The following is a 17329-nucleotide window of genomic DNA, read 5'->3' on the forward strand; positions in this document are numbered from 1 at the left end:
CTTTTGTTAAGGGACACTAGTCAGATCCGGATCATGCGGGCCTCAAGAAGAAGGTTCGGGCCGAGCTTGGCCACCCGGACCTGTTCCGGATTCAGGCCCAGGTCTTCCAGGGTCTCATGGATGTCGTCCAGTGCATCGTCTTTCGGTGCCGCCAGCAACAGCTCCCGAACTGACTCCAGAACCATCTTCACCGGCACCGTCATAAAGTAGACCGAAATCACCAGCATCATTACCGGGTCGGCATACACGGCCAGCTCCGCCCAATGACTGCGTTCCAGCAGCCAGGCCGCGCCAAAACCAATCATTACGGCAGCGCTTAGGGCACTGTCCATCAGCCACTGGCGCTGTTCCGCCTGCACCAGCCCCGAACCATTGCGCAGACTTGACCACCGTAGATACGCCCAGACCGCCAGACACCCCACCACGTTCACCGCACCAAAGATCATTGCCATGTCCGCCGCCACGGCACGGCCGCCCTGAAGCAGCGACACCACTGCCGATACCAGCGACAAGATACACACCACTGCAATCACCAGACCTTTCACAGCGATCACTAGCGGCTCCACGGCCCCCATCCCGAATGGGTAATCGTCATTGGCCGGCCGGCGAACCAGGCGGGCGGCATAGAGTGACAGGAGCGACAACCCGAGGCTGATCAGGGAATAGGCACCATCGAAGAGAATAACCAGGGAATCGACCCAAAGACCCCAGGTAATACCGGCGAGCGCAAACAGGCCCGCGCCCACTGCTGATAAAGTCAGCGCCAGGTTTTCCCGCGCCAGAGAAGTAAACATTTTGACCTCCTGAGAATTGCTGCCATATTAGCGGCATCATTCAACAGGTGTGAGTCGCTGAGCGACGGAAAATCCGTCGCAAAGAGCAAACCATGAAAACGTCACAGATCAAGACCTTCCTCTCGGTTGTCCGCAATGGCAGCGTGGCCGCGGCAGCCCGGGAGCTGAACCGCAGCCGCACCACCGTCAGTACCGTGCTGGCGTCCCTGGAGGATGAACTGGGGGTGGAGCTGTTTGAACGCAGCGGCAATCAACTGCACCTGACGGCCATCGGCCAGTCCATCCTGACCGACTGCCGGCGATTCGACCAGGTTGCCAGCCAGATCAGGGCTCGCTGCCAGCACCACCTGAGTGGTGCCGAATCGGTCCTGCGCATTGCCCGGGACGATGCCATTCCGGAAGATATCTGGCGCGACATTCTGCGCCGGCTGAAACAACGCTTCCCCCAGACCAGCCTGTCGGTTTACCTTGCCTCGCCCCGGGAACTGGCGCCGCTGGTTCGCAGCCAGTCCGTGGATGTGGCCTATGGCCTGATGCCGGAATTGCTGAACGAAGGTTATCAATGGTTTCGGGAACTGGCTGATGTGCGCATGCTCACCGTGGCAGCTCCGGACCACCCCCTGAGCCAACTGAAACGGGTCACTCAGGACGACCTGGTCAGCCACACGGAAATCACCCTGGCCTACATGCTCGATGCCCAACTGGTGGCCGAATCCCCGGAAACCGCCAACTACCTCGCCTTTACCCAATACGAACTGATGCGTGATGCGGTGATTGATGGCGCCGGCTGGGCGGATTTACCCTTACCCCTGATTGCTGAGGCATTGCGCAAGGAACAGCTGAAAACCATCCACCACCGCAGCGCCCGCTGGTGGAAAGTGTTCAGTGCGCTGGAGTCGGAGCAGGCGCAAGGGGGCGCCGTGGTGGGCTGGCTCGCCAACGAACTGGAAGCCTATCTGGAAACCCTGGCCTGATCGGGAGACTGAGGTCCTTCCGGACTCTCCGGACGGACATCCGCAGGCGCATCGTCATCACATTTCCGGCAATCCAGCTTAACCCCCAACATGGATTGCCGACCTTCCACCGTGACAACCCAGGGCCGGTTTACCCAGGGCGAATCATGTCGCACGTGCTGGTTATGGCCACACGCCAGCTGCGCTACCCAGTGGTTTTCCCCGTCTTTGTGATAGCCGCTGATGGGTTGTTTCATGCCGAAACCTCTCTGTTCGATCGGCCCACCCAGGCCGACCACGAGTATATTGCCAACGCCACCCAGATCATCACAAAGCTCACCAGTTTGGCGGTGCTAAGCGGCTCATGGAAGATATAAAGCGCGATCAGAAACTGGATCGTGGGGTTGATGTACATAAGAAAGCCCACGGTAGAAAGCTTCAAACGGCGCGCAGCCCCGGCAAAAGCCAGCAGCGGGATGGCGGTCACCGCGCCACTGGAGGCCAGTAACAATGCGCTGTAGGTGCTGTCCGAAAAGTGCGACAGCCCCTGCGATGACAGCCAGGCCAGGGTCAGCAAGCCCAACGGCAGCAATAACAGCGTTTCAACAAACAGACCGGAAAGGCCATCAAGTTCGACTTTCTTGCGCATCAGGCCATAGGTGCCGAAGCTGAACGCCAGTACCAGCGTAATCCACGGCAGCTCGCCCAGCAGAAACAGCTGATAGAGAATCGCAACCGCCGCCAGACCCACCGCCGCGGCCTGCAGCCGGGAAATACGCTCACCCAGGATCAGCAGCCCCATGGCCACATTTACCAACGGCGTCAGGAAATAGCCCAGACTGGCCTGCAACACATGGCGGGTTTCCACGGCATAAATATAGATACCCCAGTTCAGGGCAATAAACACGGCACAACCCAGCACATACCCCAGCCGGCGCGGCTTTCGCAGTGCCGCCACCACCGGCGGCCAGCGCTTGAGTATCGAGATGACCACGGCCAGAAACAGGCAGGACCAGATCACCCGATGGATCAGCACCTCCCAGGAAGGGATCCCCTTGAACAGGGCAAAATACAGGGGAAAGCTTCCCCACAGGGTGTAGGCGCCTAACCCGTAGACCACGCCTTTGGTGGTGTCATTCAGCGGTTTCATAGCTTCCTCATTGTCAGGCCCGTCAATCTAGCACAAACCCGCTGGGCAAAGGCTCATGCCTTAGTCACAGACAACCTATAGGTGACTCACCCGTGGTAAATGCCGTAACCTGAAAAGACACACCCACGCTCAAAGGGAACTGCCATGAAGACTGCCCACGACCTTGTTGCCGAAGCCAAAAAAGAGATTCAGGAGGTGCCGCTGGCCAACGCCGAGGCGGCCATTAAAAATGCCGATTTGCTGCTGGATGTGCGGGACGCCGATGAATACCGCTCCAGCCATATTCCGGGCGCCGTGAATATTTCCCGGGGCATGCTCGAATTCAAGTTCACCAACGACCCCGCGCTGGAGAACCGGCAGATGAAAATTGTGCTCTACTGCAAAACCTCCGGCCGTGCAGCACTCAGCGCCAAAGCGCTGAAAGAGATGGGCTATATGAACGTACAATCCATTGAAGGCGGCTTTGACGCCTGGCTGGAAGCGGGTAAAGAGGTCGCTCAGCCGGATCTGCCGAAATTCGAATAGAACGTTTAAAGACAACAGGCCTTGAACTTGCGACCACTGCCACAGGGGCAGGGGTCGTTTCGACCGGGCTTCAGCACTCCCTCGCGGGTTTCGCCCTCACGGTAGAACCAGCGGCCATTCTCTTTGCTGAAGTCTGATCGCTCTTCCAGATAACCCCAACCACCACCGGCACGATAGACCGCCCGGAAGTGAACCCGGCCCGTGTCGACACCGGCACTGGAGGAGAGTATCTGCAGCGAAACCCATTCCGGTGAGCCGGAAAGATCCAGTTCCGCCGGCCGGGTCTCCGGATGCCAGGTCTCGAGCAGATAATCGGCATCCTTCACCACAAAGGCACTGAACCGGGAACGCATCAACGCCTCCGGTGTGGTGGCAGGCGCGCCTGCATGGCAGGGCTGACAACACAGCAGGTAGGCTTTCCCGCTACCGCAGGGGCAGTTTTCCCCGGACACCTTCATCCCTTTCCAAACCCTCATGAAGCCAGAATTTCGTTGGCCCGGCTGTCCGGCCAACGTAGGTAATGTCCGCAAACCTTACACGCTTTTGCAGACAGCATCGTATGACAAAAGCCATACTGGAAATTAAACTGAATAAAAAGCAGACAGCGCACACCCCATGAAATCCGGCATTCCGTCACTGAATCTGCCCGTTCACCGGGATCAGACACCGCCAGCCACCGAGGAAACACCCCCGGAAGGTCTTCAGGCCGTACTCGATAATCTGGATGCCCTGGTGTACGTCTCCGATTTTACAACACACGATCTGCTGTACATGAACGCTTACGGCCGGCAGATCTGGGGTGACATTGGCAACCGAAAATGCTGGCAAGTGCTTCAGGACGGTGACGGCCCGTGCAGCTTCTGCACCAATCACCTGCTGGTCAATGATCAGGGCGAGCCCAACAAACCCCATGTCTGGGAGTTCCAGAATCAACTGGACCAACGATGGTACCAGTGCCGTGACCAGGCGATCCGCTGGACCGATGGCCGCCTGGTGAGGTTGGAGATTGCCACTGATATTACCGAACGTAAACAGATGGAGCTGGAGCTGCGGGCAGCCCACGAAAAAGCCAGGGCGGCAGCGCTGGAGGATGAACTTACCGGGCTGTATAACCGACGCGCGTTCTTCGAGTTCGGAGAGCAACTGCTGAACCAGTCTGCCAGGCATCAGACACCACTGACTCTGGTCATGATGGATCTGGATCACTTCAAGATCATCAACGACACCTACGGTCACCAGGCGGGCGATGAAGTGTTGAAGCAGGTCAGCGGGCTACTGAAAGCCCGGATTCGGGATTGCGATATTGTGGCCAGAATGGGCGGAGAGGAATTCGCCATTCTGCTACCGGACACCGACATGACGATGGCACACGTGTTGGCGAGCCGCTTGCTGGCCTTGCTTTGTAATCTGGTGGTGTCTTACGAGAAAAGCAGAATCTCGCCGTCGGCAAGTATCGGAATCAGTAGCCTGGGAAACGGCGACCGCAGACTGGAAGATCTGATGTGTCGCGCAGACGAGGCCATGTACCAGTCCAAGGCCAGAGGAAGAAGCAGAGTGACACTGGCCACCTAAACCCAGGACGGCCTCGCTAACGGCCCTCCTCGGTATACCGGATGAGATACTCTTCAATCAATTCTTCCAGCCTGCCCTGCTCCGTCAACTCCAGCAACCTGGCTGCAAAAGCCTCTCGCAAGGCTTTGCTATTGCAGCGGGAAAGCTTCGGAAACGCGAAGAACAGGCCTTCTCTGCTCACAGGGGGCTCCAGCGCCACAAAGTCATTCGACATGCCATACCGGGCCAGCTTCGCCCGCCCCTGCAACAACTCGTACAGTACATAATCGATACGACCGATATCGGCCATCAGGTAGGACTGGTGAATGGAGCGGACGCCGAGGATATCCAGGTGATCGGCGGCAAAGCTGTCGAATCGCTCACCGAAACTGTTGTCGATCAGGGTGCTGCCTTGTTTCCCCTCCAGGTCCGGCCAGTGCCGATACTCAAACATCCTTCGCCGCGGCACCCAGACATTGGTATCGAGGTGCATCATTGGCGGCAGAATATAATCCAGGTAGCCCAATCTTTCTGCCGTGATAAAGGCCCCGGCCACCAGATCGATCTCCCCCAACTCTGCCAACCGCTGCACCCGCGCCCAGGACCCAATATTGCGGACATTGACCTTGATACCCAGGGGCTCCACCAACTCCCGCAGGAAATGAGGAACCGCGCCATTTAAAAGATCCGGCGACTCCACGCTCGGCCATAGGAGAGGCGGATACTCCGGATTACCACTCACTCTCAGCGTTGAACACTCAGACAAAGGGGCAGCTCGCAGACCAAAGGATGCGCATAGCAAAAAGAGCAACGCATACCAGAACTTGTGCGCTTTCGAAGACACCCTGTTACAACGAATTTTCAGCACAGTGAAACCTTCCCGTGAGGAATAACCTCATGGCATTTAGTTAACATCCTCAACTATTTTAAGTGTAGCAGGGCGACAGTCCCGGCAAACGATTTTCTTTTGATATTAATCAAGGATGGCGAGCTTATTTCGCAAATCGACGCGCAAGGTCGGAATCAGGGAGCCATCGCTCCCTGTTTTCTTACGAGCGGCGGGTTACCGCCATGGTCAACCTGGAAATGCAGGTCACCTTGCCTTGATCGTTTTCCAGGCGGATTTCCCATACTTGCGTTGCACTGCCGATGTGTATGGCCTTCGCCGTGCCATAGACCCATCCCCCGGTAACAGGCCGAATATGATTGGCATTAATATCCAGCCCCACAGCGACCGTATTCTTATCTTTCAGGCAACAGTTGGCAGCCATGCTGCCCAGCGTTTCCGCCAACACGACGGAGGAACCACCATGCAGGATCCCGAATGGCTGGACGGTGCGCTCATCCACCGGCATCCGGCCTTTCACATAATCGTCACCGATTTCGAGGTATTCAATGCCCATATGACTGACCGCGGTGTTTTTGCTGGCCTCTGTCATTTGCTCAAGATTAGGGGTAACCGTCCAGATCGACATCGTGCAACTCCTCAGATTGAACTTTCGTTTCTTATAGCTGTCAGGAATGAGTCTATACAGGTAGCATGCTTATAACCACGCCTTTATAGAGCATTTTTGCATTATCACCAATCACACCAAGAGAGGGACCTGGAATGAATAAACGTTTTGTTTCCGTTGCGGTGCTTGCGGCCGCGATCTCAACCCCGACCGTGGCCCAGATGAGCGTGGAAGACCAGATCGAAACCCGCCAGGCCGCCTACCAGTTTGCGTCCTGGAACATGGGCAAAATCAAGGCCCAGACCGTGGATGGCTCCGCAGCGTTTGACCAGAACCAGGTTGCCGCAGCCGCCAAAGCCATTGCAGCCGTGGCCAACTCCGGCATGAGCGTGCTTTACAGCCGTGACAGCGCCAATGACCGGGCCGAGAACACCCGCCTCAAGCCCAACTTCTTTGAGGAGCCGATGAAGGTTCAGGAAATTGCGGTCAGCTTCGTCCGTGAAGCCAACGCACTGCAGGAACTGGCTGCAGCCGGCGACCAAGCCGCGATTGCACGCCAGTTCGCCAAAGTCGGTGAAACCTGCAAGGCTTGCCACGACAACTTCCGCGCCAAGTAGGCCAAGGGGCTTACCAACCCAGATTCTGGGGCGGTGGCGGCGGTGGCGGAATCAGTCCGCCACTAGCCGCCCAGACCACAGCAACGGCAATCGCCAGTGCAATGATCATTGCCAGCCAGCCACCGCCGCTGGCGTCTTTCAGCTCTGAGCTCTGAACCTGCTTTCGGCCAGTCACCATCGGCTTTACCAGATTATCCTTACGCACGTGGGTGTAAAACAGCACCGCCAGGACATGAAGGGCAACCACGGCGTACAGCCCCCATTCCATGAGACGGTGCCAGCTGCTCAGGGTATCGCTCCAGCCCGACGACACCAGCCGGTAGAGTGGGCCGTTAAAGGCAATTTCATCATTGGAAAATAAACCGGTAACAGCCTGAAAACCGAACAGTCCCAGTAACAACAGCACCGACCAGGCACCAAGGGGATTGTGGCCTGCGCCCTGCCACTGGCCCCTAAGATAACGGATCATCGCCCCTGGCCCCGATATAAACTGACTGAAGCGCGCGTAAGTGGAGCCCACCAGCCCCCAGACCACCCGGAACGCCAGCAAGCCAACAACCGCCAGTCCAAAACGCTCATGCCAGGCCATCCAGCCAGCGCCCAGTTTGACCGTCACCACTGCCCCAACCACAGCAATTACCAGCAACCAGTGGAACAGCCGGGTGGGGAGATCCCACAATCGAATCGTCTTCATACCAGTTCCTTTGCCAAAACCTGTCAAACGATCACAGACAAAGGTAAGCACCCTAAGTTCCTTTTAGCAGGGGAGCATCGGTATAAACCATGGAAATCGATCAATAGGCTTTTTGTTCCTGGTACTTCAGCACAAGGTCTTCCCGAATCCCCTCGCGTTCAATCAATTTCAGGGCTGCCCTTATATCTTCTGCATACCGGCGGGCAGGAGACTGGTTCGAAACCGCAATCCAGGAGCGGTCACCCGGCACGAAGAACGGTGAAATGTTCGCTTCTATACCCTGGGCTCTCAGCGTATACAAACCAACCAGCTCGGGGGCCACCACGACATCAACCCGCCCTCTTTGAAGCATCATCATCAGGTTTTCGTAGTGGGCCGCAGACTCTTTATGCAGAGCCTGATCGTTGTCAAACCGGGTAAAGTAACGGGCGCCCTCCAGAATACCGATGACTTTTCCCGGCAGATCGCTGTATCGCTCAATACGGTTACTCTCGCTCACGTAGAAAAACAGACGCCGCTCCGGCGGAAAAGCCGGAGCCACGAAGGTCATGAATTCTTCCCGTTCTTCGGTACGCAGCGGCCCCAGCATGACATCCACCTCACCCCTGCGCATCAGCAGCAGGATGCGCCGGAATGGCGCCTCCCGGTACTGCACACGCCAGCCTAGCCGGTCGGCAATTTCTTCGAATAGCTCAAGATAAAGACCGGATTTTTGCGACGGCTCGAGAATACGGTAGGGCGGCGAGTGGTCAACGCCAACGGTCACCGTCAGTGGCTCTACTGTTTCAGTGCCCTGTTGTGAAAGAACACCAGGCGCCCAAAGCAGCATCAGAATGCCGGCAAGCACGCCTTTCAAGGCAATCCACCTCATATAAATCCGTCCTGGTCCATGACGTTACATGTGCGATAACTACCCTCGCAGTATAGCCGTTAATGAGCATCCAATATGCCAGTGCTAACGTACTGACGGTTGAAAACCGAGCGATCATCACAATTTGATGTAGTGAGACGAACGAAATACACCCGGACTCCCGACAGGAGGGTCGACTGGTATGAAGATTCTGATGGTACTAACCTCCCACGACCAGATGGGCGACACCGGCCATAAAACCGGTTTCTGGCTGGAAGAATTCACTGCGCCGTTCTACGTATTCAAAGACGCAGGCGCCGACATCACCCTCGCATCCCCTAAAGGCGGCCAGCCACCGGTTGACCCGAACAGCGAGGCTGAAGATGCACTGACCGAGTCCACCCGGCGGTTCAGTGAAGACACCCATGCCCGGGAAATGCTGGCCAGCACCAGAAAACTGGCCGACGTGGACATGAATCAGTACGACGCCATCTTCTACCCCGGTGGCCATGGCCCGCTGTGGGATCTGGCCGAGGACGACAAGTCGATAGCCCTGATCAAAACCGCTTACGAGCAGGACAAGGTGATCGGCGCCGTATGCCATGCTCCTGCCGTGTTCAAGAATGTGTTCATAAAACCGGACCAGAACATCGTGGGCGGCCGCGAAGTCACCGGTTTCAGCAACACCGAAGAAGACGCTGTGCAGCTCACCAATATTGTGCCCTTCCTGCTGGAAGACATGCTCAAGCAGAACAACGCCCGTTACAGCCGGGGCGATGACTGGGCACCGCACATTGTGGTGGACGGCAAGCTGATTACCGGCCAGAACCCGGCGTCTTCCGAAGGCGCTGCCAAGGCTGTGCTGCAGGCCCTGCAGCAAGACTGACGTCCCGATTGGGCTGGCGCCTGCCAGCCCAATTCTATTTCCCGCCGTTGAGCACCCGGTAACAACCGTAACCGATCACCACCCCCCAGAACGCCGACGACAATCCGAACAGCGATAATCCGGACGCGGTCACCAGAAAGGTGATCAGCGACGCCTCCCGGTGACTGACCTCCTCCAGTGCGGCAAACAGGTTATTGGCAATAGCCCCCAGCAATGCCAGGCCCGCCAGCACCGCCACAAAGGCCGAAGGCAATGAAGTAAACAAGGCGACAATGGTGCCGGCAAACAGTGCTCCCACCAGATAGAACACGCCATTAAATACCCCGGCCACATAACGCTTGTCCGGGTTTTCATGAGCATCCTCGCCCGTGCAGATCGCGGCGGTAATGGCCGCCACCACCGTGGTAATGCCGCCGAACAGCGCCATGGGCAGGGACACAAGGCTGGCCACCGCAATCACCGGCTTGGCTTTCACCCGATAGCCGGCGCCCCGGAGAATGGCCATGCCGGGAAGGAACTGGCCCGTCAGGCTCACCAGCACCAGGGGAATGGCCAGGCTGAGGGTCGCGCCAAAGCTCCATTCCGGTGTGATGAGTCTGGGCACCGCCAGGTTCAGGCGTACACCGGCCAGGGAGGCATCCTCCAGCACTACCGCCAGGATGATCCCGGCCATCAGCAAAAGCACCAAAGTGTATTTCGGTGTAAAGCGACGAAACACCACATAGGCAACCAGCATGCCGATGGCCAGGGCCGGCGTGGTTTCAATGGCAGCAAAGGCGCCCAGACCAAACTGAAACAGGATGCCCGCCATCATACCCGCCGCCACCCCTTTGGGAATGACGCGCACAAACGCATCGAAGGTGCCGGAAACACCAATGACAAAGATAATCAGCGCGGCGGTGATGTACGCCCCCACGGCTTCGTTAAGCGAAAGCTCCGGAAACAGCACCACCAGCAGCGCCGTACCCGGCGCCGACCAGGCCGTGACTATAGGTGCTTTGAGCCATATCGACAGGAAAATTCCCGAAACCGCCGCTCCCATGGAGATGGCCCAGACCCAGGAGGTCATCATCTCCGGCGACACATTCGCTGCCGCTCCGGCCTGGAAGAAAATCGCCAAAGGCCCGGCATAGGACACCAGCACCGCCAGAAATCCTGCGGCAACCGCAGACACAGACAAGTCCCGAAACAACTGGGGCATGTTCAGCTCCTTGTTATTGAGTTCTGTTTGAGCTGTGTAACAGCAAAAAAGCCCCGGTCACGATCGTGCCGGGGCAAAGAGGGGTCCGAATGACTGACTGTCCCTCAAACCTCAACGCTGATTCATCAGTTACTGGTTGCCAGGCTCACCTCTGCGTTCTCACGCTCCCGCGCCGGGCCAAATTGCCGGCCCACCAGGGCAATAGCGACGGTGGCAATGGCGCCGGGAATCGCCAGGGCCAGGAAATTCATATGGTGCGGCAAGGCCAGAGCCAGCAGCGTACCGCCAATCATGGGCCCGACAATGGCGCCATTACGGCCAATGCCCGATGCCCAGCCCAGACCGGTGGAGCGGATACTGGTGGGGTAGTACTGGGCCACATAGGCGTAGAGCAGGATCTGCGAGCCAATGGTGGTGGCACCGGCCACGCCCATCAGGGTATACAGAAACCACATCGGACTTTCATAGCCGAGCATGACCAGCGACACCGAGGCCAGAATAAAGAAGCTGACCAGCACCGTGCGCAGGGACAATCGATCTGCCAGCCAGCCGCCGCCCACAGCGCCGAAGATCGCACCGATGTTCAACACCATCAGGAACATCAGGCTGGAGCTCAGCTCATAGCCGGCCAGAGACATCAGCTTTGGCAACCAGGAGCCCAGAGCATAGACCATCAGCAGGCAGCAGAAGAAGGCAATCCAGAACATTACGGTGCTGAAGGCACGACCGCCCCGGAACAATTCCAGAACCGGCGCCTTGCTCTCGGTCGTAGCCGGCACGGTCAGGGTATCCATTTCGCTGATGTCGTGTACCGGTGCCACTTTCTGCAGGATGCTGCGAGCCTCCCCTTCACGCTTCTGTGCCATCAGAAAAGCCACGGATTCCGGCAGGAACTTCATCATCAGCGGCAACAGCAGCAGGGGCACCGCAGCGAGATAGAACATGATTTCCCAGCCAAAATTCGGCACGATCCAGATGCCCAGACCCGCTGACATCATGCCACCGAGGGCATAACCGGAAAACATCAGTGCCACCAGGGTACTACGGCTCTTTTTAGGCGAGTACTCGCTCATCAGCGAGACCACATTGGGCATCACCCCGCCAATACCCAAACCGGCGATAAAGCGTAGAATACCGAACTGCCAGGGCGTGGTGGCGAAGCCGTTAATGACGGTGGTGAGACTGAACAGCACCACACACATCAGGATGGTTTTCTTGCGCCCGAGCCGATCAGAGAGCATGCCAAAGCCCATGGCTCCGAACATCATGCCAAACAGGGCACTGCTGCCCAGCAGCCCGGCCACATAGGGGTTCAGGTTCCACTGCTCCATCAGTAGTGGCAGTACCACGCCGTAGATCACCAGGTCATAGCCATCAAAAATGATGATCAGGGTGCACCAGAACAACACCTTCCAGTGGAATCTGGTAAAGGTGGCGTTATCGATAACGTCGTTGACGTCTATATTTCTCATGGGTCTGTCACTCCATATCTTGTTTTTGTCGGAGGTTGGGTTGAATGCCCGTCAGCCGCAGTCGCCCCCGGCCACGGGCAGGATGGTTCCGGTGATATAGTTGGCAGCATCGGATGCCAGGAACAGGATCGGCTGCGCCTGCTCATCCAGGGTGCTGTAGCGGTGCATGAAGCTGCTGGCATTGGTCTGGTCAATCAGGGTCTGATACCAGACTTTTTCCTGTTCGCCCTGCGCCTCGGTGTTCCGTGGCGTCAGCCGGGGAGGTGCTTCGGTGCCACCCGGCGCGGTGGCGTTCACCCGGATGCCGTGCTCGGCATACTCAAACGCCAGGTTCACGGTCATGGCGTTCACCCCACCCTTGGCGGCGCCGTAGGGCACCCGCATCAGACCACGGGTGGCCACCGATGACACGTTCACGATGGCACCCCCTTTCTGCTCCACCATGTAGGGCAGAACGGCGCGGCAGCACCACAGGGTCGGGAACAACGAACGCTGGATTTCCTTCTGAATCTGCTCCGGCTGGTAATGCTCGAAGGGCTGAGCCCAAATGGTGCCACCGACGTTGTTGATCAGGATGTCGATGCGGCCATACTGCTCGTGGGCTTGGGCCATCACCCTTTCTGCGCCTTCCCAGGTTACCAGGTTGGCCTGCACGGCCAGGGCTTCAACTCCCTGGTCGCGCAGCTCGCCAGCAACGCCCTGCACGTAGTCCGCGATGTCCACCAGTACAAGACGGGCACCTTCGTCGGCGGCCAGTTCGGCCACCCGCCGGCCAATGCCCTGGGCGGCCCCCGTCACTACCATCACCTTGTCGGTGAAGCGCGGGCTCATGCCACTTTCTCCTCAACGGCCGATACGCTGGGGGTGAACTTCTCGTAGTGGAACGAGTTGGGCTCAATTCCCTGTTCCCGGAAATAACCCAGCACCGCATCGACCATCGGAGGTGGCCCACACAGGTAAACGTCCACATCACCATCGTTGATGGGGGCGTCTTCCATGTGGTTGGTCACATAACCCTTGCGTGGGTGCATGCTTTCGTCGCTGGCCACCACGGTCTTGAAGGTGAAGTTGTCTATGGCTTCGGCAAATGCTTCCAAAGCTGCCAGTCCCACCAGGTCATCGTCGTTGGTGACGCCGTAGATCATGTGAGTGGGCTGCTCGCAGCCCTTTTCCTTCAGGCTTTCGAGCATGGCCAGGAACGGCGCCAGGCCGGTACCACCGGCCAGCATCAGCACCGGGCGCTGCACCGGACGCAGGTAAAACACGCCCATGGGGCCGGTCAGGGTGACCTTGTCACCAGTCTTGGCCTTGCCTACCAGCCAGGAGCTCATCAGGCCCCCGGGCACGTTGCGGATCAGGAAGCTCAGTTCGCGGCTGCTGGGGCGGGAGCTGAACGAGTAGGCGCGGGTTTCCTCGGTACCCGGCACCTGAATGTTCACATACTGGCCCGGCAGGAAGCCGATATCCGCATCTGCGGTGATCTTCAGCTCGATGGCGGTCGGGGAAATCAGGTTGACCTCGCCCACAGTACCGGTCACGGACTCGTTACCGGCCTTGCTGCACAGCGATGCAGCGGCCGGAATTTCCACCACACAGTCGCTGGAGGGCACCATCTGACAGGTCAGCACCATGCCCTGCTCGGCTTCCTCGTCAGACAGCGCCTCGTCGATGTACTCGTCACCCATATCGAACTCGCCCTGGTGGCAGGAACCCTTGCAGGTTCCGCAGACACCGTCGGAACAGTCCATGGGCAGGTTGATCTGGGCCCGGTAGGCGGCGTCGAGTACGGTTTCACCTTCGTTGCAGGTGATCACACGGGTAACGCCGTCTTCAAAATTAAGCGCGATGTTGTAACTCATGATGATGCTCTCCCCATCAATTACAGGTGATAGATATCAATCACCTGATTGATGTAGTCGTTTTTCAGAACCACTTTCTTCCCGGTGATCAGCGGCTGTTCGCCACTGCAGTCGAGGGTGTAGAAAGACACGCCGAAGAAGCTCTGGGTTTTGTGGTAGCGGTGGCTGTTGGTCTGCCAGTTGAACCGGATTTTCACGGTGTCGCCGTCCCGCTCCAGGATTTCGAGGTTGCTGGTCAGGTGCACGGTGCGCGGTTCCGGAATGGAACTGGCGCCGGAACGCTCGGTTTTCAGTCGGTAGACGCGATCTTCCAGGCCGTTACGGTTCGGGTAGTAGATCAGCGAGATCTCAGCCTGCGGGTCCTCGGTCAACTCGTCGTTGTCGTCCCAGGCCGGCATCCAGTAGGTGGCATCTTCGTGGTAGCACTTCAGCCACTCATCCCACTGGCGGTCATCCAGCAAACGGGCTTCCCGGTAGATAAAGGCCTGGATCTGCTCGTATGACATGCTCATGCGGAAGCCTCCTCTGACAGCGAAATAAAGCGTGCGCGCTCGGTTTCAATGGCCTTGGTCATCTCCTCCACCCAGTGCTGGTGATGGGTGACGTAAAGACCTTCGTCTTCCGGTTTGGCGCCACTGAGAATCGGCTTCATATCGATGCGCTTGGCCCAGTCGTCGGCACCTTCTATCCAGTGCTGTGCACCACGGCTCATGTCATTCCACTTCACCCCCTTGGCGTAGTAACCCTCCTGACAGCCCCGGAATTCTTCCAGGTCGTCCGGGGTGCCCATGCCGGAGACGTTGAAGAAGTCTTCGTACTGGCGAATGCGCTTGGCACGGTTCTCGGCAGATTCACCCTTGGGCGCCCAGCAGTAGATGGTGATCTCGGTCTTGTTAACGTCGATCGGGCGCAGTACCCGGATCTGGGTGGAGAACTGGTCCATCACGTACACGTTCGGGTACAGGCACAGGTTTTTGGTGGTGCGCACGATAAAGTCAGCCTTCGCCTCACCCACTTCCTGTTCGAGGCGCTCCAGCTGGTTGTAGACCGGGCGTACTTCCGGATTGGTCAGGCGGGTCCACAGCATCATGTGGCCGTTGTCGAAGGAGTAGAAGCCGCCTTCGTTAGACCAGCTCTTGGCGTCCACCGCCTCGGTGCCACCCTTCTCATAGTTGCGCTGGCCCATGGTAGACAGGTAATTCCAGTGCACAGTGCTGACGTGGTAACCGTCGGCGCCGTTTTCGGCAGTCAGCTTCCAGTTACCCTCGTAGGTGTAGGTAGACGCGCCGCGCAGAATCTCCAGGCCTTCCGGCGCCTGGTCGACGATGGCATCCAGCACCTTGGTGGTTTCGCCCAGATACTCTTCCAGCGGCAGCACGTCGGCATTCAGGCTGCCAAACAGGAAGCCGCGATAGTTTTCAAACTTCGGCAGCTGTTTCAGGTCGTGGGAGCCGTCCACGTTGAAGCTGTCCGGGTAACCACCTTTCTTCTGATCCTTGGCCTTCAGCAGCTTGCCGTCGTTCTTGAAGGTCCAGCCGTGGAACGGGCAGGTGAAGGAGGTCTTGTTGCCGCGCTTTTTGCGGCACAGGGTGGCACCGCGGTGGGTACAGGTGTTCAGAATCGCCTTGAGCTCGCCATCCTTGGTCCGGGTGATGATCACCGGCTGACGACCCACCGTGGTGGTGTAGTAGTCGCCCGGATTCTCAATCTGGCTTTCATGAGCCAGGAAAATCCAGTTGCCTTCGAAGATGTGTTTCATCTCCAGCTCAAACAGCTCCTCGTCGGTGAAGATGCTGCGATCACAGCGGTAGTGGCCGGTGGTCGGGTCGGCTTCTACCGCCCCACGGATCTGCTTTTCAAGTCTGTCGAGTTGGCGAGTCATGTTCGTCACTCCCTCTTGTTGTTGTGACTACCGTTTTTTCGGGCGCGAGGGGCCCCGGTGCCGGCCCGCATGTACGGGCCGGTCGGATCACAAAACGTGTCAATTAAAGGTTGATGGCTTAAGCGGCTTCGCCTTCCAGCGCACGCTTGCGCTCGTGGCGGCTCTGCAGCTCTGGCTTGTCGGTGGAGACCAGTTGGATGTTGAATTCCACTTTGGTGAACGGTTTGTTCAGGCCATACCCCTCGGCCTGCGCCGGGTCGTCAATGCGGTTGGCTTCGACTACCAGCTCTTCGCGGGTTGCGAAGGCAAAGTCGTCGTAGGTGTACTCGTCACCCGCCAGGTTGATCTGGGTGGTCAGGTGCTTGAAGCCGGACTTGGAGATAAAGAAGTGGATATGGGCCGGGCGGTTGCCATGGCGACCAAGCAGGTTCAGCAGCGCCTGGGTGGAACCTTCGGGCGGGCAGCCGTAGCCAGCCGGGATGATGGACTGCGCGGTGTAACGGCCGTTTTCATCGGTGCGAATACGGCGGCGCAGGTTGTACTCGCTCTGGGACTGATCAAAGTAGGAGTAGTTGCCCATGGTATTCGCGTGCCAGACATCCACCACCGCGTTGACCAGCGGATTACCATTCTCGTCCGTCACCTGGCCGGTCAGGATCATGGTCTCGGCGTTTTCATCCGAGCCGTCGTCCATGCGGGCAAAACCTTCGCTCATGGGCGCACCGGCCACGTACAGCGGGCCTTCGATGGTGCGCGGCGTGCCGCCCGCCAGGCCGGCCTGCTCGTCTTCGGCGTCCATGCGGATGTCCAGGTATTTGTCCATACCCAGGCCCGGGGCCAGCAGGGCCGCCTCGCCGTTCTTACCCAGGTCGCCAACGTAATACACAGCCTGCCAGAACTCTTCCGGAGTCACATCGAAGTCTTCAATCAGCTGGAAAACATCGTGCATGAAACGGTGAACAATCTTCTTCACCCGCTCGTTTCCACCGTCCTGGTTGAAGCCGGCGACTTTCTCCAGCAGGTCCTTCACATCGGCTGTTTGCATGGTTTTAACGGTCATGGTGGTTCTCCTCAGTATTATTCTTGTTGCTCAAATCAGGTCATCAGATGGCAACGGTGTGTTTGCGTTCAGCGATCATCCTCATGGATCGACGACGGGTGCCGGCACAGGGGCGCGACGGTGATGTCCATATAGGGGAACAAAGGCAGGTTGCTGATCAGGTCCTGCAGCTCGGCGTTGTCGGCCACATCAAAAATGCTGACGTTGGCGTAGCTGCCAGCCACCCGCCACAGGTGACGCCACTTGCCCTGCTGCTGCAGGTCCTGGGCGTAGGCTTTCTCCCGGGCCTTGACGTCTGCCGCCACGTCGGCGGGCATGTCGTGAGGGATATTCACCTTCATCTCGACTTTGAACAGCATGTGCATTCCTCCGTTTACTGAA

General features: G+C 58.1%; 21 protein-coding genes. 5 read left to right on the forward strand and 16 right to left on the reverse strand.

The features are described 5' to 3' along the window. Positions 1–20: 20 nt before the first annotated feature. Positions 21–794 (reverse strand): cation diffusion facilitator family transporter, encoded by a 774-nt coding sequence (locus Q674_RS22135; RefSeq protein WP_014420265.1) that lies wholly within the window; start codon positions 792–794, stop codon positions 21–23. A gap of 92 nt (positions 795–886) precedes the next feature. On the opposite strand from Q674_RS22135, the gene Q674_RS22140 reads away from it, so the two are divergent. Further along, positions 887–1768: a LysR family transcriptional regulator gene (locus tag Q674_RS22140; RefSeq protein ID WP_014420264.1), complete on the forward strand. Its 882-nt coding sequence runs from the start codon at positions 887–889 to the stop codon at positions 1766–1768. Here the strand turns inward: Q674_RS22140 and Q674_RS22145 are convergent. Together Q674_RS22145 and rarD are read right to left on the reverse strand one after the other, a co-directional pair. Further along, the gene (locus Q674_RS22145; RefSeq protein WP_023007747.1) at positions 1747–2004 is read right to left on the reverse strand and encodes a DUF3565 domain-containing protein; all 258 of its coding nucleotides are present in this window, start codon (positions 2002–2004) and stop codon (positions 1747–1749) included. The two genes, Q674_RS22140 and Q674_RS22145, sit on opposite strands and share 22 nt — an antisense overlap. Beyond that, positions 2001–2897 carry an EamA family transporter RarD gene (gene rarD / locus Q674_RS22150; protein WP_023007748.1) on the reverse strand — a complete coding sequence of 299 codons (897 nt, stop codon included), beginning with the start codon at positions 2895–2897 and terminating at the stop codon, positions 2001–2003. Before rarD ends, Q674_RS22145 begins: the two co-directional genes overlap by 4 nt. Positions 2898–3041: 144 nt before the next feature. Between rarD and Q674_RS22155 the strand changes: the two genes are divergently transcribed. Then, positions 3042–3422: a rhodanese-like domain-containing protein gene (locus tag Q674_RS22155; protein ID WP_014420261.1), complete on the forward strand. Its 381-nt coding sequence runs from the start codon at positions 3042–3044 to the stop codon at positions 3420–3422. A gap of 5 nt (positions 3423–3427) precedes the next feature. Here the strand turns inward: Q674_RS22155 and Q674_RS22160 are convergent, their stop codons facing one another. After that, positions 3428–3898, reverse strand: coding sequence for a YchJ family protein (locus Q674_RS22160; protein ID WP_226610104.1), 471 nt, complete (start codon positions 3896–3898; stop codon positions 3428–3430). Positions 3899–4037: 139 nt separating this feature from the next. Between Q674_RS22160 and Q674_RS22165 the strand changes: the two genes are divergently transcribed. Further along, positions 4038–4994 carry a GGDEF domain-containing protein gene (locus tag Q674_RS22165; RefSeq protein WP_023007749.1) on the forward strand — a complete coding sequence of 319 codons (957 nt, stop codon included), beginning with the start codon at positions 4038–4040 and terminating at the stop codon, positions 4992–4994. A gap of 16 nt (positions 4995–5010) precedes the next feature. Here the strand turns inward: Q674_RS22165 and Q674_RS22170 are convergent, their stop codons facing one another. Beyond that, positions 5011–5739 carry a substrate-binding periplasmic protein gene (locus Q674_RS22170; RefSeq protein WP_227501161.1) on the reverse strand — a complete coding sequence of 243 codons (729 nt, stop codon included), beginning with the start codon at positions 5737–5739 and terminating at the stop codon, positions 5011–5013. Positions 5740–6022: 283 nt separating this feature from the next. Continuing rightward, positions 6023–6448, reverse strand: a complete 426-nt coding sequence (locus Q674_RS22175) for a hotdog fold thioesterase (RefSeq protein WP_014420257.1) — start codon at positions 6446–6448, stop codon at positions 6023–6025. Positions 6449–6582: 134 nt separating this feature from the next. On the opposite strand from Q674_RS22175, the gene Q674_RS22180 reads away from it, so the two are divergent. After that, positions 6583–7044 (forward strand): c-type cytochrome, encoded by a 462-nt coding sequence (locus Q674_RS22180; protein WP_011783880.1) that lies wholly within the window; start codon positions 6583–6585, stop codon positions 7042–7044. A gap of 10 nt (positions 7045–7054) precedes the next feature. On the opposite strand, the gene Q674_RS22185 is transcribed toward Q674_RS22180, so the two are convergent. Both Q674_RS22185 and Q674_RS22190 read right to left on the reverse strand, forming a co-directional pair. Then, positions 7055–7738 (reverse strand): cytochrome b/b6 domain-containing protein, encoded by a 684-nt coding sequence (locus Q674_RS22185; protein ID WP_023007751.1) that lies wholly within the window; start codon positions 7736–7738, stop codon positions 7055–7057. A 100-nt stretch (positions 7739–7838) separates the two neighbouring features. Beyond that, entirely contained in the window at positions 7839–8609 is a 771-nt protein-coding gene (locus Q674_RS22190; protein ID WP_023007752.1) for a substrate-binding periplasmic protein, read from the reverse strand. A gap of 181 nt (positions 8610–8790) precedes the next feature. Between Q674_RS22190 and Q674_RS22195 the strand changes: the two genes are divergently transcribed. Then, a complete protein-coding gene (locus Q674_RS22195; RefSeq protein WP_023007753.1) occupies positions 8791–9474 on the forward strand; it encodes a type 1 glutamine amidotransferase domain-containing protein in 684 nt (227 codons plus the stop codon). Positions 9475–9508: 34 nt separating this feature from the next. Here Q674_RS22195 and Q674_RS22200 read toward each other — a convergent pair whose 3' ends face one another. The 8 genes from Q674_RS22200 to catC form a co-directional block, all read right to left on the reverse strand. Further along, positions 9509–10675 (reverse strand): benzoate/H(+) symporter BenE family transporter, encoded by a 1167-nt coding sequence (locus Q674_RS22200; RefSeq protein WP_014420252.1) that lies wholly within the window; start codon positions 10673–10675, stop codon positions 9509–9511. Positions 10676–10800: 125 nt separating this feature from the next. Beyond that, positions 10801–12147 carry an MFS transporter gene (locus tag Q674_RS22205; protein WP_023007754.1) on the reverse strand — a complete coding sequence of 449 codons (1347 nt, stop codon included), beginning with the start codon at positions 12145–12147 and terminating at the stop codon, positions 10801–10803. A gap of 51 nt (positions 12148–12198) precedes the next feature. Beyond that, positions 12199–12978 (reverse strand): benzoate diol dehydrogenase BenD, encoded by a 780-nt coding sequence (benD, locus tag Q674_RS22210; protein WP_023007755.1) that lies wholly within the window; start codon positions 12976–12978, stop codon positions 12199–12201. Continuing rightward, complete coding sequence (gene benC, locus Q674_RS22215) at positions 12975–14006, reverse strand: benzoate 1,2-dioxygenase electron transfer component BenC (RefSeq protein ID WP_014420249.1); 1032 nt, start codon at positions 14004–14006, stop codon at positions 12975–12977. Before benC ends, benD begins: the two co-directional genes overlap by 4 nt. A 20-nt stretch (positions 14007–14026) precedes the next feature. Next, positions 14027–14518: a benzoate 1,2-dioxygenase small subunit gene (gene benB, locus Q674_RS22220; protein WP_023007756.1), complete on the reverse strand. Its 492-nt coding sequence runs from the start codon at positions 14516–14518 to the stop codon at positions 14027–14029. Continuing rightward, positions 14515–15888, reverse strand: a complete 1374-nt coding sequence (locus tag Q674_RS22225; protein ID WP_014420247.1) for a Rieske 2Fe-2S domain-containing protein — start codon at positions 15886–15888, stop codon at positions 14515–14517. The genes benB and Q674_RS22225 overlap by 4 nt, the downstream gene beginning before the upstream one ends. A 118-nt stretch (positions 15889–16006) precedes the next feature. Continuing rightward, a complete protein-coding gene (gene catA, locus Q674_RS22230) occupies positions 16007–16948 on the reverse strand; it encodes a catechol 1,2-dioxygenase (protein ID WP_014420246.1) in 942 nt (313 codons plus the stop codon). A gap of 68 nt (positions 16949–17016) precedes the next feature. Then, on the reverse strand, positions 17017–17307 hold the full coding sequence (gene catC, locus Q674_RS22235) for a muconolactone Delta-isomerase (RefSeq protein ID WP_023007757.1): 291 nt from the start codon (positions 17305–17307) through the stop codon (positions 17017–17019). Between the last annotated feature and the right edge of the window lie 22 nt (positions 17308–17329).

The sequence above is a fragment of the Marinobacter sp. EVN1 genome, from assembly GCF_000475375.1.
Classification (GTDB): Bacteria; Pseudomonadota; Gammaproteobacteria; order Pseudomonadales; family Oleiphilaceae; genus Marinobacter; species Marinobacter nauticus.

Bases quoted from the DNA above. Each gene is read 5' to 3' on its own strand.
- Q674_RS22135 (WP_014420265.1), bottom strand. From the start codon at position 794: ATGTTTACTTCTCTGGCGCGGGAAAACCTGGCGCTGACTTTATCAGCA.
- Q674_RS22140 (WP_014420264.1), top strand. From the start codon at position 887: ATGAAAACGTCACAGATCAAGACCTTCCTCTCGGTTGTCCGCAATGGC.
- Q674_RS22145 (WP_023007747.1), bottom strand. From the start codon at position 2,004: ATGAAACAACCCATCAGCGGCTATCACAAAGACGGGGAAAACCACTGG.
- rarD (WP_023007748.1), bottom strand. From the start codon at position 2,897: ATGAAACCGCTGAATGACACCACCAAAGGCGTGGTCTACGGGTTAGGC.
- Q674_RS22155 (WP_014420261.1), top strand. From the start codon at position 3,042: ATGAAGACTGCCCACGACCTTGTTGCCGAAGCCAAAAAAGAGATTCAG.
- Q674_RS22160 (WP_226610104.1), bottom strand. From the start codon at position 3,898: ATGAGGGTTTGGAAAGGGATGAAGGTGTCCGGGGAAAACTGCCCCTGC.
- Q674_RS22165 (WP_023007749.1), top strand. From the start codon at position 4,038: ATGAAATCCGGCATTCCGTCACTGAATCTGCCCGTTCACCGGGATCAG.
- Q674_RS22175 (WP_014420257.1), bottom strand. From the start codon at position 6,448: ATGTCGATCTGGACGGTTACCCCTAATCTTGAGCAAATGACAGAGGCC.
- Q674_RS22180 (WP_011783880.1), top strand. From the start codon at position 6,583: ATGAATAAACGTTTTGTTTCCGTTGCGGTGCTTGCGGCCGCGATCTCA.
- Q674_RS22185 (WP_023007751.1), bottom strand. From the start codon at position 7,738: ATGAAGACGATTCGATTGTGGGATCTCCCCACCCGGCTGTTCCACTGG.
- Q674_RS22190 (WP_023007752.1), bottom strand. From the start codon at position 8,609: ATGAGGTGGATTGCCTTGAAAGGCGTGCTTGCCGGCATTCTGATGCTG.
- Q674_RS22195 (WP_023007753.1), top strand. From the start codon at position 8,791: ATGAAGATTCTGATGGTACTAACCTCCCACGACCAGATGGGCGACACC.
- Q674_RS22200 (WP_014420252.1), bottom strand. From the start codon at position 10,675: ATGCCCCAGTTGTTTCGGGACTTGTCTGTGTCTGCGGTTGCCGCAGGA.
- Q674_RS22205 (WP_023007754.1), bottom strand. From the start codon at position 12,147: ATGAGAAATATAGACGTCAACGACGTTATCGATAACGCCACCTTTACC.
- benD (WP_023007755.1), bottom strand. From the start codon at position 12,978: ATGAGCCCGCGCTTCACCGACAAGGTGATGGTAGTGACGGGGGCCGCC.
- benC (WP_014420249.1), bottom strand. From the start codon at position 14,006: ATGAGTTACAACATCGCGCTTAATTTTGAAGACGGCGTTACCCGTGTG.
- benB (WP_023007756.1), bottom strand. From the start codon at position 14,518: ATGAGCATGTCATACGAGCAGATCCAGGCCTTTATCTACCGGGAAGCC.
- Q674_RS22225 (WP_014420247.1), bottom strand. From the start codon at position 15,888: ATGACTCGCCAACTCGACAGACTTGAAAAGCAGATCCGTGGGGCGGTA.
- catA (WP_014420246.1), bottom strand. From the start codon at position 16,948: ATGACCGTTAAAACCATGCAAACAGCCGATGTGAAGGACCTGCTGGAG.
- catC (WP_023007757.1), bottom strand. From the start codon at position 17,307: ATGCTGTTCAAAGTCGAGATGAAGGTGAATATCCCTCACGACATGCCC.